The organism is Selenomonadales bacterium 4137-cl, from assembly GCA_032334055.1.
Taxonomy (GTDB): Bacteria; Bacillota; Negativicutes; order Sporomusales; family UBA7701; genus Anaeroselena; species Anaeroselena agilis.
On the sequence record JAUOZS010000001.1, the window covers coordinates 3,368,421 to 3,382,638 of the forward strand.

Here is a 14,218-nt window from a genome sequence, read left to right on the forward strand (position 1 = left end):
TTCCCGTTTTTTTCGCCGGAAACGGCGGCGGCCGGTTTTAATGCTTGTAAATCGGCAATAACGCAATTGTCCGGTCTGTGGCGGAAAGCTTTCGCCTTCGTCACTTCTTGTGCAGTTCGCGCGCGCCTTCCGCAGTCGCCGCCACTTCCGTCAGGTCACCGCCCAACGAGGCTTGGACAGCAGCGCTGATAGCGCCTTCGACAACAGGCGCATCGGCGATCCGCACCCGCATACGGGTATCCTCGTCAAGTAGCTCCAAGGCCGTCTCGGTGCTCAATATGGCGCTGCCGAGGTCGACCAGGACAACCACCCCGTCGCCGAGATCGGCTTCCTTGATCGCTTCGTATATTTTGACGGCATCCGTGCCGATAACCCCTTCGCCCGCGCCACCGGCGGCAACGATCTTCTGCCCGGGCTTTGCCATCTGCACGGCCATGTCGCGGATTCCCTCCGCGATTTTCGCGCTGTGTGAAACGATAACGATACCTACCATTTAGTTCTCTCCCGATTCGTATTGCCGGCAAAAATCAGCCAGCGCCTTCAGGATGATGAAGGATGAAGTGGCGCCGGGGTCCTGGTGGCCGATACTGCGTTCGCCGAGATAGCTGGCCCGTCCCTTGGTTGCAATGATGGTCTTGGTAAAGGCTACTCCTTTGTCGGCCGCCTCGCACGCCGCGTCCAGACACTCCACCAGCGGCCTACCGGCCTTATACCGGTCGGCAAACGCTTCTACGGCCGGCTCCAGGGCATCAAGCATCGTCTTTTCGCCGCGAACGGCCTTGCCGCGTTCTTTGATGCCGTTGATTGCCGCTTCCAGCATTCTGATCACGGCCGCACCGTCGATAGCGGCGCCCTGGGCGGTGCCGGCCGCCCGCAGGAAAGCGGTGCCGTAGAGCGGGCCGGCAGCGCCGCCGACGGTCGATATCAGCGTCATGCCCGCTGTTTTGAGCACTGTGCCGACATCGGCGTCCGGCGGCAAAGTCCTCGCTTTCGCGACGACAGCGTCAAACCCGCGCGCCATGTTGATGCCGTGATCGGCGTCGCCGATAGCGGCATCAAGGCTTGTTAGATATTCCTTGTTCCTGCCGATCGCCTCGCTTACCGCTTCAAGTGCTGATATTGCCACGCTCAAATCGCTTACCTCCCTGTCAGAACTGGACAAACGCGGGCGTATCCGCCGGTGCGAGCAGCAGCTCCTTCAACTCGCCGTCCAGTTTAAGCACCGAAATCGAAAACCCGGCCATTTCCAAAGACGTCATGTAGTTGCCCACAAAGGTCTTCACAGTTTTAGCCCCTTTGCCGGCGAGCATTTGCGCCACTTTGCGACTGACAATATAAAGCTCCATTGTAGGCGTGCCGCCAAGGCCGTTTACCAGCACGGCGACCTCTTGCCCGGCCGCGACCGGACTGTCGGCCAGAATCTTTTCCATCAGATGGTCCACGATCTCGTCGGCGGAGCGAATAGCCTCCCGGTGCGTCCCCGGTTCACCGTGAATACCCATGCCGATTTCGATCTCGTTTTCTGCCAGCGTGAAGCTCGGTTTACCGGCGGCCGGAACGGTGCAGGGCGCCAGCGCCATACCCATCGACCGCACGTTGGCGACGACCTTTTCCGCCACCCGCTTGACCTCGGCCAGCGTGCCGCCGGCTTCGGCCTTGGCGCCGGCGAGCTTATGCACGAAGACCGTGCCGGCTATGCCGCGGCGTCCGGTTGTCCAGGTGCTGTTTTCAACCGCAACGTCGTCGTTAACGACAACCTTTTCGACCTGGATGTTTTCGGCCTCGGCCATTTCGGCGGCCATCTCGAAATTCATGACATCCCCGGTGTAGTTCTTGATGACCAACAACACGCCTTTGCCGCCGTCGACCGCCTTAACGGCCTCGAATACCTGATCGGGGGTCGGCGACGTGAAAACCGCTCCGGCCACCGCGCCGTCGAGCATGCCCCGCCCGACGAAACCGCCGTGGGAAGGCTCATGGCCGCTGCCGCCGCCGCTTACCAGCGCCACCTTGGCGGAGGGACCGCCGGCCCTAGTCAGCACGTTGAAACCCTGCACCCGTTTGACATATTGCGGATGGGCCGATACAATGCCCTCCAGCATTTCTTCCACGACCTGCTCAGGGTGGTTGATTATTTTTTTCATCGCTTTACCTCCTGACATCTCTGTTTGACAAAGCGGCTATCTGCCGACAATCCGACAATCCCCCCCGTCCGCCAGCGTTAAAGCCGTGACGCCCTGTATTTTCGATCGCCATTTATTACTGCACGAAACATACCAACAAAGAAAATGGCTTAAACAAGCCATCAGCAGGCAGCCAGCCCCAACGGATAGACTAGTAAAAAGTATCAAGAATTGGATAACTCTTGATACTTTTTACCAGCACTCATACTTTTTCCCAGGTCGTCATTTTCTCCAGCCCGTATTTACGAGCCTTGGTCGCGACCGTCTTATGGGTAAGCCCCAGGGCTTTGGCCGCCCTGTTGAACGTACCGTACTTGCGCAACGAATTTTCGATGATAATTCGTTCATAGGCCTCCCAGGGCAACACCGTATCGCTGCTGACGAACGCGCCCGGCTCTTCGACCGCGGCGTAAAGCTCCTGCCGCAGGTAGATAGGCAGGTCGTCGATGCCGATATACGGCCCCTCCGCAAGGGTAATCATCCGTTCCATAATATTTGCGAGCTCGCGGACGTTGCCCGGCCACCGATACTTGATCAGCACCTCCAGCGCATCGGGCTTTATCCCCCTGAGTTTCTTATTCTGTTCGGCACATATGCTCCTGAGGAAATGTTCCACCAATAGGGGTATATCTTCCTTCCGCTGCCACAGCGGGGGCAACACAATCGGGATAATATTCAGGCGATAGTACAAGTCTTCGCGAAATTCGTCGCCGGCGACCATCTTCTCCAGATCCCGGTTGGTGGCGGCAATTATCCTCACATCCACAGAGATCGTCCCTTCACCGCCAACCCGCTGAAATTCCTTTTTCTGCAGCACCCTGAGCAGTTTCGCCTGCACGCTTTTCTCCAGATCGCCGATTTCATCCAGGAAAATAGTCCCTTTGTCGGCAAGCTCGAAGCTCCCCAGTTTCCTTTTTACCGCTCCGGTGAAGGCTCCCTTCTCATGTCCGAACAGTTCGCTTTCCAGCAGCGACGTGGGGATAGCGGCACAGTTGACGCGAATGAACGGCCCTCTGGCTCTGGGGCTGGCAAAGTGGATGCCCTCGGCGACCAGCTCCTTGCCTGTGCCGCTTTCGCCGCGGATTAAAACCGTCGAATGCCCTTCGGCGGCTTTCGCGGCAATCGCCAGCGCGTCCAAAACGATTCCGCTCCTGCCGACGAATTTGTTAAAAGCGAGCGACGGCTTTTTCGCCCGCCTCAGTTCCTGCTCCAAATATTCGGCCCGCGCCGTAACCTCGTTCAGTTTATCAACAATAGCCTGCACTTCGGACATGTTTTTCACTACCGACACGACGCCGGCGACCTCGTTGTCGATCACAATGGGATTTACGTTCGCGACGATCGTTTGGCCGTTCGCCTTCCGGCTGATGCTGCCCAACACGGGCTTCCCGGTCAGCAGCGCCTTGGATCGCGCCCCGAGCGGCGAAATATGGGCTATATTCCGGCCGATAAGCTTAGCGGCCGGTGTTTGCGTGATCCTTGTATAGGCCGGGTTGACATATGTTATAATGCCCTTTTTGTCGACGACGCATATCCCGTCCTGCACCGACTCCAGGATAAGATGCAGCCTTTCCTTCAGTTCCTTCACTTCCCGCAGCTCGCCGGTGACATTTTCCAGGGACGATATATCCTCGAAGATCGCCACGGCGCCCTTTGACTGTCCGTCCACGACGAGCGGGGTACGGTTGGTGATTATGACCGCTTTTTCGATAACCTGGCGCGAGCCGAGCTCAGGCACCATCGTCTTGCTAACGATGTGAAGCCTGGTATGGGGTATTACCTCGCAAACGTTTTTCCCGATTGCTTTATCGGCCTTGATCGCCATTATTTTTTCCGCCGACGGGTTAAATACGGTGATAATGTCGTTCTCATCGGTAACGACTAGCCCGTTGGCCATGCTGTTGAAGACGAGCTCGGCAGTAAACGCGTTATTCTGCAAAACGTTATCGACTTTGCTGATCGTTTCCGAATCGCTGATCAAAAAATCGCTTTCGAGAAATTCGACCATTTCGGCTACAGCGGTGCTCGCCATCGGCCCTTTTCCCGATACGGATATCTCGTCGCCGACTTTGACCCGCAGCGCGACGATGGGTATCAGGCTGTTCGCCAGCACCGGTTCATGACTGCGAATCTGAAAATATAAGGTGGCGCCGTATTTCTCCTGAAGTTCGTGCGATTTTTGAACAACCATGGCCGCCACCCTGGCGTGAAGACCCTTGCTATGCCTGATTACAGCCTTTTGCATCGCAAAACACCTTCTAAATTATGCCATCTCCTTACCCTCCTTCTCTCAGCAAAAACGAAATTCCTTCCGGACGACCGGAAATTGCTCATTGGCCGAGCAAAAGAAGCATAAGCCCGCCGAGCGGCGACTTATGCTTCTTCGTTTATGATTTATGAGCCTCATTGCCTGCGGCACTCGCGATCCGAGACTTAGCGGATTTACCGCGTACGCGCCACCATCTGCTCCAGCCATTCGCGGATCTGCGGCTGGGACGCGTATGCGCCACTGATCTTGATGCTCAACACCCGCATTTTTTCCTCCGCAACGAACCAAGCGTCGTAGGTCACCACCGGGGCCACGTCGCGACCCAGTCCGGCCCCGTGCTGATGCGTGATCTTCCACCAGTAAACCGTACCGCCGCTGAACGGTTCCCGTTCCATAAAGGCGATTGTCCTCGCTTCGCTGCGCTGCCCGCGCTCACCGACATCCTGTTCGGCCTCTTCGGTATAACGCTTGTTCCCGGTCCGGTAAAAGGGATCTTTATATCCCCGGTGAAAATATTCCAGCTCAGTCGTCTCCAGGCCTTGATAGAACTGGCGGTTAGGAACATTATTCGGTCTTGTCGCCCGGAAACTGGTCTCAACGTACATTCCCGCGTCCAACATATTTTGTTCGCCGATCATAAACCCCTGCGGACATATTTCCTGCGGATTGGCAAGCGCCACCGCCGCACTTAGCGCCACAACGGCGACCGTTACGATAAACGATGCGCCGATTTTTTTCAGCATACAAATCCCTCCGTTTTCTGCTTTTCATCAAGCACCGTCAGTTGGCGAGCAAGCTTTTCAGGGCAGTCCAGTCAATCTGACGCAAAACCGTTTGGACCCGCGCGGGGTCAGCACGCACGATAACGACAACTGACTGGATTCGGGTCGGGGGCAGACCTAATTTCAGGTCAGGCGTTTGCCCGATGTATTGACTTACGCCGTCCTCCCAAAAGCTGCCTAAAAACACGTACGTGCAGCCTTCCTGCCAGCCTTGTTCGCGAAAAAACTCGCCTTCGGTCCGCAAAGCCCACGCCCCGGCAACCGGCGGATCGGCCGCAGCCGCCGTCGCGGGCAGCGAAATATGGGTGTTGACCCACACGTCTATCGCCAGCGTGGTATCGTGCGGCCTGTTCTGGATGCTGATTTCGTCTTCCTGTTGGGCCCGGGCGTTATTTATTGCCTCCATCCTTTGGCTTACTTTATCCAACTCTTCGCTAAGCTGCCGAACGCCGGCCTCGTCGCCCCGCTCGACGGCTTTGCCCAGTTCCGCGCTTATCCGTTCCAGAGCCTTAAGCAGTTTATCCTGCTCGGGATTGGGTTTTTGGCTATTGTCACCCAGCTTCCGTGCGGCGGCATCCTGCGCCTCTTTTTCCCGGGCGGCGTCCTTCCAGGCGATATGATAATCCGCCCCCAGATAATAGCCTTGATCCACAGACGGCGACACCCATTTAAGTTCTTCAATTTTTGTCTTTTCCACCAGGCTCCAGCCCGGTGGTCCGGCGGGAAGCGCCCTGGCCGCCGTATTCATGACACGCGCGTAATAATCCTTTTCCGCCGTAGTTGCCGGCCGGTTTCCGCCGTCGGCACAGGCCACGGCACAGAGCCCGGCAAGGCAAACGGTCAGCATAAATATTACGTACAGCCTTAAACCGGCCAGCCCCTTCTTTTTGGCCACTATCGTCACCCGATAATCCTCCCGGTTCACCCTATCTCTTCACCAGTTCCACGCGGCGGTTTTTCGCCCGTCCCTCATCAGTCGCATTATCGGCAACCGGTTTTTCCTGACCATACCCCACCGCTTGGAGACGATCGGCGGCAATGCCCTTTTGCACCAGGGCGTCCATTACCGCGTTGGCGCGCTGTTCCGACAGCGTCTTGTTGCCGGCTGCGTCGCCGACATTATCGGTATGCCCTTCGATAATCAGCCGCAGACCGGGGTTTTGAGTCAGCAAGACGGCTATCTCATCAATAACGGACTGATGTTCCGGCTTAACAGCCGCTTTGCCTGTATCGAAGTTTATATACAGCGGCACATGTCCGTTATTATTCAGCGCGGTAAGCAGATCACTGGCTTTGACGTCCTGACGCAGCGCCTCTTTGGCAACGATGGTCACGCGGTATTCTCCGCTAGTCGCCACCACGACCTCCAACCAGACTTGCTTGCCGCCGCTCTGCATCCTGGCGGTAAGAATCCGCTCGTCGGCTTCCTGGTACAGCACCTTTCCGCCCTTGCTGACCGCCGCGTTAGCATAGTTGCGGATTATTTGTATGGCGGACGGCGGGTTGTTCTCGTCTTTGGGGGCATATTCGACTATATATTTTTTGCCCTCGACCTTGACTTCATTATCCGGAATGACGAAGGTATGGGAATCGTACTCCTGCTGTGAACTTTCGGCAACATAATAGTTAGGCATCCGGGAAAAATAAGGCGCGTCTTTTCCGTTATCCTGGTTTGCGAAAGCTACCGCCATCGGGAATAACGCCGCCAGGAGCACAAGCAAAACTTTCCTTAATATCATCCTACTTTCCCCTTTCAAAAAAAGTATTCTTAAAAGTTACCAACATTTTAAGAATACCAGGTTATTTCCGGGAGCAATTTTTCATTATTGCCGTATGTTTTATTGATATTGTCCTATTGCGCACCCTACGATCGTTTTCGGTACTCCAGCGGCGAAACGCCTATTTTCCGCTTGAATACCGTAGAAAAATGACTGGAATTACCAAACCCGCAAAGATAAGCAATCTCGGTTATCGATTTGCCGCCTGCTTTTAGCAGGCGGCAAGCCTCTCTAATCTTGATCTCCATCAAAAACTCGTACGGAGTCTTTCCGGTCTGCGCTTTGAATATCCGGATGAAATAATACGGGCTGAAGTTCGCCATCCGGGACACTTCGTCCAGCGAATACTCCTGGTTATGGTTTTCCTGAAGAAAAGCGATTACGCGGTTGATGCTATCCCGTTCATAATAGGTGCGCCGGTTCTCCGACGACGGTAAATTGTGTTTGATCTTGCGGAACAGTTCCACTATCAGTTGGACGCACAGACTTTCAATAACAAACTGATAACCCAGTTGTTTACTGTTTGTTTCCGTAATGATCGACTGCATAATAGCTCTTAGTTCATAATCATAAAAAAACTGTTCGTAATCGAAACATATCCCCGGCTTGCCGTATGTCTGGCGAGCCATTTCCTGCAAATACAGCCGATCCACCTGTATTGCGCAAAAGGTCGCCGCACTCAGCGGAACAACGTTTTTATGTTCCTGATCCGGATTGATGGCGATCATTTTGTGGATCTCGATGTTCTTCTGCTTTTTCTCCACTTGGAATAAGGGCGGGGCCGAAAACGCGACATCAAACTCATAGCTGCTGTGAGCATGACTCCAGACAGGTATTTCGGTCGGTTCTTTGCATACGAAAACCCCGACCTTTTCACTACAAAAAATATCGAAGTTGTCCATCGGAGGGTATGGCCCGTCGCCAAGCAAATGCTTGTATCGTTCTGGCATGCACTTCACCCGCGCAATCGTAACTATATTTATTAGTTTCGTTTATCTTTACTTGTTTCCTTTCATAATCCTGAATTTAGCAAACCATTGATAGTGCCCCGCTGTTCTGCATCATTTGCAAAGTGGGCGTTATAAAGAAAAAAGACTTCGGAGGTAGTCCTCCGAAGCCTTGATACATCTGGTGGAGACGAGGGGGATCGAACCCCTGACCTCTTGAATGCGAGCCAAGCGCTCTCCCATCTGAGCTACGCCCCCATGTGCCAAAACAGTCTAGTAGTATTGTATAACAGCGCGCGCCAATTTGCAAGCCAAACCTATTCTGTCAACTCGGCCAGCGCTTTCTCTTCTGCCGGGATGCGCACGGCCAGGAGAAGCCAAGCGTTCATAAGGCCGGCCGCCAGCGCCGTTAGCCAGGCGCCGAAGATGAGCGGCCCGCACAAAAGCTCGACCGTCACCGCCAGGTAGTTCGGATGCCGCAGATAACGGTAAGGGCCGCGTCGGACGGGCGGGATGCCCGGCAGGACGAGAATGCGGGTGTTCCAGCGGTGGCCGAGGCTGACGATGCACCAGTAGCGCAGAATCTGGGCGGTAAGAAAAAGGGCGGTCCACAGCGGCCAAAGGACGCTGGGGCCGCCGCCGCGCATGAGCGCCTCCGCCAGCCAGCCGGCCAGCCAGCCGGCATGGAGGGCGACGAACAGCGGATAGTGCCCGGCGCCATGTTCGCGGGCGCCCCGGGCGAGCAGCCAACGTCGGTTGCGGCACGCCAGGACGAGCTCGGCGAGGCGTTGGACGGCAACCGCGGTCACCGCTGCCGTCAGCCAGCCTACCACCGGAACAGCACCTGCTCGGCGCTGAACCCCGGCCCCAGGGCGAGCATAGCGCCATAGCGGCCCGCCGGCGGCGTCTCGCGCATAAACCGCTCCAGCACGAACAGCACCGAGGCGCTGGACATGTTGCCGTAGTCGGCCAGAACCTCGTAGGCCGCCGTAAGCGCCGCCGCCGGCAGACCGAGGCTGTCGGCGTACGCGTCGAGCACTTTGGCGCCGCCGGGATGGACGACAAAGTGGACGATATCTTCCGGCGCCAGCCCCCACTCGCGGCAGGCCGCGGCCGCCAGCCCGGGCAGGTAACGACGGATAAAGGCCGGGATGTCGCGGGAAAACCTCACCTTCAGGCCGGTGTCGATCAAATCCCAGCCCATGATGTCCTCGGTGTCGGCGAACAGGGTGCTGCGGGCGCCCAGCAGCTCAGGCCCCTCACCGTCGGCTGTTATCACGGCGGCAGCCGCGCCGTCTGCGAAGATGCCCGCCCCCACCAGGTTGGATTTGGAAAAGTCGTTGCGCTGGAAGGTGAGGCTGCAAAGTTCGGCCGCCACCAGCAGTACGGCGCGGCCGGGCACACCCGCGGCCAGTTCCGCTCCCCGCGCCAGCCCGGTGACACCGCCGGCGCAGCCCAGGCCCCACACCGGCAGGCGGGCGGCGTTGGGCGAGATGCCCAGCCGCTGGATAAGTTTGGCGTCTAGAGTCGGCGTGGTAATGCCGGTGGACGAGACAAAAATCACCAACCCCACATCGGCGGCCGCGACGCCGGCGCGTTCGAGTGCCTGCGCCGCGGCCGCGACAGCCATCTCCAGGGCGATTTCCCCGAAGAGAAGATTGGCTTCCGCGAAGGAGTGCTCGGCCGCGTACCAGGCGAGCGGCTGAGCAAGGTGCCGTTTGGCGATGCAGGCGTTGTCGAATACCGGCAGCAGGCGTTCAAGGTGGTCGAGCTTCTCCTGAAAAAGGAAGGCGGCGAATTCCTTGACGTCCTGCTGCCGGACGGCATAAGGCGGTACAGCCAGCCCCACCGCCCGCACCCTCGGTCCGGACATGAAACCACCCCTTCTCATAATCGTTATCATACACTATGAGCAGGGGTGGTAAAAAATTACTCTGCGAGAGTAGCGGCTGCTTCGGCGGCAGGCAGTTCCTGGACCGTCTTCAGCTTGCGTTCGATGGTGCGGGACTTCTGGGCCGCCGTCTCGATGGAGTTTGAGGCTTCCTGAAGCTTTTTCTGCGTCTTCTCCAGCATCTCGCCGAAGCGGCCAAACTCGGTCTTTACCGCCCCCAGCAGCGCCCACACCTCGCTGGAGCGTTTCTCCACCGCCAGCGTCCTGAAGCCCATCTGCAGGCTGCTCAGCAGCGCCGTCAGCGTCGTCGGGCCGGTTATCACCACCCGGTAGTCGCGCTGCAGCATATCGCAAAGGCCGGGCCGCCGCAGCACCTCGGCGAACAGGCCTTCCGCCGGCAGGAAGAGGATGGCGAAATCGGTGGTATGGGGCGGGTCGATATATTTCTCCCGGATGGCCTTGGCCTCAGCCTTGATTCTGACTTCCAGGCTGCGGGCAGCGTCTTCCGCGGCGAGCGGGTTGGCCTGCTCCTGCGCGTCGAGGAGGCGTTGGTAGTCCTCCTGGGGAAATTTGGCGTCGATGGGCAGCCACACCGTCCCCTCGTCCTTGTCCCGCCCCGGCAGGCGAATGGCGAATTCCACCCGTTCGGCGCTGCCCGGCTTCGTGGCCACATTGCGGGCATACTGCTCCACGGTCAGCACCTGCTCCAGCAGGCTCGCCAAATGGATCTCCCCCCAAATGCCGCGGGTTTTGACATTGGTAAGCACGCGTTTTAGGTCGCCCACGCCGGACGCCAGCGACTGCATTTCGCCCAGCCCCTTGTGAACAAGTTCGAGCCGTTCGCTCACCAGGCGGAAGGACTCGCCCAGACGTTTTTCGAGAGTGGCGTGCAGCTTTTCGTCAACCGTCGTCCGCATCTCCTCCAACTGCCGGTTGTTATCCGCCTGCAGCAGCTTTAACCGCTCCTCCACCGTCTCCCGCAGCCGCTCCAGTTTGTGTTCGTTGCTTTGGGTCAGCGCCAGGAGTTGGCGGGAAAAAGCGTCCATCTGCGCAGTCTGGAGGGTGGCGATATCCGCCATGCGGGCCTGCACCGAGTCGCCGAATTGCCGCAGAGCCTCGCCGTTCTCCCGCCGGCTGAGAGCAATCTCCTCTTTCACCGCCCGTTCCAGCCGCTCCTGCCCCTCCCGGCCGCTGCCGCCGCGGGCCAGCCCGAAGGCCAGCAGAGCGAGCGCGGCGATGTTGAGCCCCAGAGAAATAAGCAGCAGTTTTTCCAGCATAGGTTATCCTCCAAACATTTGTTCTAGTATTATTCCTCTTCCACAGCCGCTTTTCCTCCAGCAGCGGAAACAAAAAAGCTTGCAGCTTTGCTGCAAGCCTTCGACAACCGTTATAATCCCATGGAAAACTTTTTGTAGCCCTCCGGCAGGTCGAACAGGGAGGGGTCCGGTTCGCCGGCCTTGACGTTGCGATATTCCTGCCACCACGAGCCGTCCTCGGCGGCCGTCTTGACGGGGAGCAGCGAGTCTTTCGCCAGCCATTGCAGGAAAGAGTGGCGCTTGCCGTCGGTCTGGACGGTGATGCGATACTTGTCGGCTACCATTCCGTTTACCGTTTCCGTACCTAGCAGCGTCCGCTCGACTTCGCCTGACAGTGTCTCGCTGCTGGGTACTACGTTCTCCGGCCGGAACTGCTGCTCCATATACATCTTCTCGGACGGCATCAGCAGCCAGACAACCTTTCTGTCCATCCGGGTAATGGTTGCCATCCCGGCTGTTTCAAAGCGCATTTTCTCCCCGGCGACATAGATCTTCCCCTGCATGGTCTGATTGCCATGGGCAGAGACGATATCGGCACTGAAACCTTGGGAAGCCAGCGCTACCGACATCGTCCCGCACAGCAGCGCCGCCGTCATAATCAAGCATGCCCAAAACCGAACTCTCATTTGATCATCCTCCCGCTGTAGTACTATAGATGGAAAAGTTCGGTAAAAAAGACCATTTCCCTGCCGCCGCCGCGGAAAATGCGCTGACTTGAGCTTGAGGCGGGATAGCCCGTCTGCCGCCGGCTTATATTAATCTCAAAGGAGGTCGTAAACCATGCCCGAGGAACGAACCATCATCGCCAGTTTCCCCTCCAGCAGCAAAGCGCGGACAACCGCGGACGCCCTCGCCGCCGCCGGACTCGCCGATGTTCACATCCGCCGGAACAGCCGCTATGGCGTCTCCCAAGACCCGTATATCAACGACCCCATTTCCCACCAAGCCGAATCCCTAGCCAGCCTCGTCCTTTTTTCCACAAACTCGCCCAACGACGAAAACCAGGCCACTAAGGTGCTGATGGACGCCGACCCCTCGGTGAGCGGCATGAGCGCCCGCGGCTACGGCATGGCAGGGGGCGCCGCCTTTACACTGGTGGCTTTTGTTCCCGAACCGCGGGTGGACGAGGCGGTTGGCATTATCAAGGCTAACGGCGGCGATGTTTAGGCGCGAGCCCGGACAGCGCGTCCGCACCAGTCGACGCTGAGAAACATAACTAGAGCAGGGGGTGTTTTCCATCAATAAACCATCGATCAACCAAGACTACGGGCCCAACAATCCTGAACCGCTGGCCATGAAAGACTCGGCCATGGTGCGCGACCCTGTACGGGATTCCCTGCACGCCGCGCTTGAATACATCGACGGCCCTATGAACGCAACGACACCCGAGTCCTGATAACGTGGGCGGGCGGAAGGGGGCGCCACCGCCGCCCTCCCTTTATCTTCTTCGACAAATCACGACAAAAAATTTCTGGAAAATAATTTCTTGCTGAGTAATCTTTTTAAGACAAATTTTGCAGGATTTATGACGATTTTGGCGAATAATAGCTCTTACCAACAAATAACTGCCACTACTCGGACAGAAGGAGGGAAGAAGGTGTACGAACCGGTCCGCGGCCCATCCAGGGTTGCCAGGCTTAAAAAACGTAAAGACGGCGGCAAGCTCCGCTTCTGCGGCAAAGCGGTTTTCAGCCTGACGGTCGCCCTCGTTCTGACACTGATGATTCCTGCCGTCCCCGACCTTCACAACCCCTTCGCCCCCGGAATTTTTTCCGCATCAGGCCACCAACAGCCGCCGCCATCGCCGCCGAAGACCGAATACGCGATCGTGTACATAAGCGGCGCCGTCACCAACCCCGGAGTGGTAAAGGTCCCGGTCGGAACCACGACGGGCGATATCGTCAAACTGGCAGGCGGATTAGCCGCCGGAGCCGACAACGGCAAGCTCGAACTGATGAAACCCGTCCAAGACGGAATGCACATCCATATCAATAAGACGACAACTCCAGCCAAAGCTGCTTTAACTCAGGCAAAGAAAAGATAAGAACGGATAGGCGTTGAGCCGATCCGTTCTTTTTTTCGGCTACAACCGCCCCGACAGCCACAGGAACTGGAGCGGATACACCACGAGCAAGTATACGGCGGTCGTGAGCACGAAGGAGGCCATGGTAATGTGAACGTTGAGACGGTGAAGCTTGACGGCGACAACCGACAGAATTGCGGTGGGGGTGCTGGCCGTAATCAGCAGAGTGTTGACCGCCACCGGGTCGCTGAGCACCAGCGAGCCGATGGCATACGACAGGACGGGTGTGATTACGAATTTGATGATATTCAGATCGAGGATGCTCAGCCAATACTGCCGCATTTCCCGGAAATCGACGGAGTAGCCCACCGGGATGAGCTGCATCCAGGCGCCGATATGGACGAGAGGATCGAAGACCGCGCCCGCCCACGCCGGCCTGGGGATACCGCTGTAATAAAGCCACGCACCGACCAATAGCCCGAGGGCGGGAAGTTGGTTGCGGCTAAAGATGACCGACGCCACCGAGATTCCCGCTCCCCCCCACCGGCCGCCCTGGGCGTACCAGCCGGCGAGCGGAAAGCAGAATAGGAAGAGGTACAGCGTGGCTAGCAGGGTGATCAGCTGCACGTAGGCAAAGCCGGTCTCGCCATAGATGATGAACGCCGACACTCCCCCGAGGGTTAGGGTGTTGGACATCATCGCCGACATGACATAACTGCCCTGGTCGAGGCTGCTGGCGTATTTGGCCTTGGCGCGGAAGAAAGCAAGCGCACCGGGAATTACGCTCAGCACAACCCCCAGAACGGGCAGCCAGATCAGTTCCGCGTCCAGCCGCGTAGCCCAGAAACCGAGAAACGCGAGGACGGGGTAGACAAACATGATTCCCCAGGTCATCATCCGCTGGAAGAATTCGTCGTCGAATTTCGTCTGCCGGCGGCACATGTAGCCGACCGCCAGCGGCAGCAGCAAATCGAAAAAGAAATATATTATTTTCGAGCCGATATCCATACGGGCGAAAAATCCCCTTCC

The 14,218-nt window shown here is 57.5% G+C and carries 15 protein-coding genes and 1 tRNA gene; 2 read left to right on the top strand and 14 right to left on the bottom strand.

Features of this window, described 5'->3' with window-relative positions; translation table 11 throughout:
• Positions 1-100 precede the first annotated feature (100 nt).
• From dhaM to Q4T40_17685, 13 genes are all read right to left on the bottom strand, one after another.
• Positions 101-493, bottom strand: a complete 393-nt coding sequence (dhaM, locus tag Q4T40_17625; protein MDT8903058.1) for a dihydroxyacetone kinase phosphoryl donor subunit DhaM — start codon at positions 491-493, stop codon at positions 101-103.
• Positions 494-1,132, bottom strand: coding sequence for a dihydroxyacetone kinase subunit DhaL (gene dhaL / locus Q4T40_17630; GenBank protein MDT8903059.1), 639 nt, complete (start codon positions 1,130-1,132; stop codon positions 494-496). It lies immediately after the preceding gene.
• A gap of 16 nt (positions 1,133-1,148) precedes the next feature.
• Positions 1,149-2,144, bottom strand: coding sequence for a dihydroxyacetone kinase subunit DhaK (gene dhaK, locus Q4T40_17635; GenBank protein MDT8903060.1), 996 nt, complete (start codon positions 2,142-2,144; stop codon positions 1,149-1,151).
• Positions 2,145-2,385: 241 nt separating this feature from the next.
• Positions 2,386-4,428: a sigma 54-interacting transcriptional regulator gene (locus tag Q4T40_17640; protein MDT8903061.1), complete on the bottom strand. Its 2,043-nt coding sequence runs from the start codon at positions 4,426-4,428 to the stop codon at positions 2,386-2,388.
• Positions 4,429-4,625: 197 nt separating this feature from the next.
• Positions 4,626-5,195: a hypothetical protein gene (locus Q4T40_17645; protein ID MDT8903062.1), complete on the bottom strand. Its 570-nt coding sequence runs from the start codon at positions 5,193-5,195 to the stop codon at positions 4,626-4,628.
• A 37-nt stretch (positions 5,196-5,232) separates the two neighbouring features.
• The gene (locus tag Q4T40_17650; protein MDT8903063.1) at positions 5,233-6,138 is read right to left on the bottom strand and encodes a hypothetical protein; all 906 of its coding nucleotides are present in this window, start codon (positions 6,136-6,138) and stop codon (positions 5,233-5,235) included.
• 22 nt (positions 6,139-6,160) lie between these two features.
• Entirely contained in the window at positions 6,161-6,973 is an 813-nt protein-coding gene (locus tag Q4T40_17655) for an OmpA family protein (protein ID MDT8903064.1), read from the bottom strand.
• 125 nt (positions 6,974-7,098) lie between these two features.
• Positions 7,099-7,962 (bottom strand): AraC family transcriptional regulator, encoded by an 864-nt coding sequence (locus Q4T40_17660; protein MDT8903065.1) that lies wholly within the window; start codon positions 7,960-7,962, stop codon positions 7,099-7,101.
• Positions 7,963-8,141: 179 nt separating this feature from the next.
• Positions 8,142-8,217 (bottom strand) — tRNA-Ala (locus tag Q4T40_17665).
• Between the two features lie 59 nt (positions 8,218-8,276).
• Positions 8,277-8,792, bottom strand: a complete 516-nt coding sequence (locus Q4T40_17670; protein ID MDT8903066.1) for an isoprenylcysteine carboxylmethyltransferase family protein — start codon at positions 8,790-8,792, stop codon at positions 8,277-8,279.
• Positions 8,786-9,832 (bottom strand): 3-oxoacyl-[acyl-carrier-protein] synthase III C-terminal domain-containing protein, encoded by a 1,047-nt coding sequence (locus Q4T40_17675; protein MDT8903067.1) that lies wholly within the window; start codon positions 9,830-9,832, stop codon positions 8,786-8,788. The genes Q4T40_17670 and Q4T40_17675 overlap by 7 nt, the downstream gene beginning before the upstream one ends.
• A 56-nt stretch (positions 9,833-9,888) precedes the next feature.
• Positions 9,889-11,127 (bottom strand): DNA recombination protein RmuC, encoded by a 1,239-nt coding sequence (rmuC, locus tag Q4T40_17680; GenBank protein MDT8903068.1) that lies wholly within the window; start codon positions 11,125-11,127, stop codon positions 9,889-9,891.
• A 110-nt stretch (positions 11,128-11,237) separates the two neighbouring features.
• On the bottom strand, positions 11,238-11,792 hold the full coding sequence (locus Q4T40_17685) for a DUF4412 domain-containing protein (GenBank protein MDT8903069.1): 555 nt from the start codon (positions 11,790-11,792) through the stop codon (positions 11,238-11,240).
• Between the two features lie 154 nt (positions 11,793-11,946).
• Here Q4T40_17685 and Q4T40_17690 point away from each other — a divergent pair, with 154 nt between their 5' ends.
• Entirely contained in the window at positions 11,947-12,333 is a 387-nt protein-coding gene (locus tag Q4T40_17690) for a hypothetical protein (GenBank protein ID MDT8903070.1), read from the top strand.
• A 430-nt stretch (positions 12,334-12,763) separates the two neighbouring features.
• A complete protein-coding gene (locus tag Q4T40_17695) occupies positions 12,764-13,210 on the top strand; it encodes an SLBB domain-containing protein (protein MDT8903071.1) in 447 nt (148 codons plus the stop codon).
• 39 nt (positions 13,211-13,249) lie between these two features.
• Here Q4T40_17695 and Q4T40_17700 read toward each other — a convergent pair whose 3' ends face one another.
• Complete coding sequence (locus tag Q4T40_17700) at positions 13,250-14,197, bottom strand: transporter (protein MDT8903072.1); 948 nt, start codon at positions 14,195-14,197, stop codon at positions 13,250-13,252.
• Positions 14,198-14,218 lie beyond the last annotated feature (21 nt).

Bases quoted from the DNA above. Each gene is read 5' to 3' on its own strand.
- dhaM (MDT8903058.1), bottom strand. From the start codon at position 493: ATGGTAGGTATCGTTATCGTTTCACACAGCGCGAAAATCGCGGAGGGA.
- dhaK (MDT8903060.1), bottom strand. From the start codon at position 2,144: ATGAAAAAAATAATCAACCACCCTGAGCAGGTCGTGGAAGAAATGCTG.
- Q4T40_17640 (MDT8903061.1), bottom strand. From the start codon at position 4,428: ATGCAAAAGGCTGTAATCAGGCATAGCAAGGGTCTTCACGCCAGGGTG.
- Q4T40_17645 (MDT8903062.1), bottom strand. From the start codon at position 5,195: ATGCTGAAAAAAATCGGCGCATCGTTTATCGTAACGGTCGCCGTTGTG.
- Q4T40_17655 (MDT8903064.1), bottom strand. From the start codon at position 6,973: ATGATATTAAGGAAAGTTTTGCTTGTGCTCCTGGCGGCGTTATTCCCG.
- Q4T40_17660 (MDT8903065.1), bottom strand. From the start codon at position 7,962: ATGCCAGAACGATACAAGCATTTGCTTGGCGACGGGCCATACCCTCCG.
- Q4T40_17675 (MDT8903067.1), bottom strand. From the start codon at position 9,832: ATGTCCGGACCGAGGGTGCGGGCGGTGGGGCTGGCTGTACCGCCTTAT.
- rmuC (MDT8903068.1), bottom strand. From the start codon at position 11,127: ATGCTGGAAAAACTGCTGCTTATTTCTCTGGGGCTCAACATCGCCGCG.
- Q4T40_17685 (MDT8903069.1), bottom strand. From the start codon at position 11,792: ATGAGAGTTCGGTTTTGGGCATGCTTGATTATGACGGCGGCGCTGCTG.
- Q4T40_17690 (MDT8903070.1), top strand. From the start codon at position 11,947: ATGCCCGAGGAACGAACCATCATCGCCAGTTTCCCCTCCAGCAGCAAA.
- Q4T40_17700 (MDT8903072.1), bottom strand. From the start codon at position 14,197: ATGGATATCGGCTCGAAAATAATATATTTCTTTTTCGATTTGCTGCTG.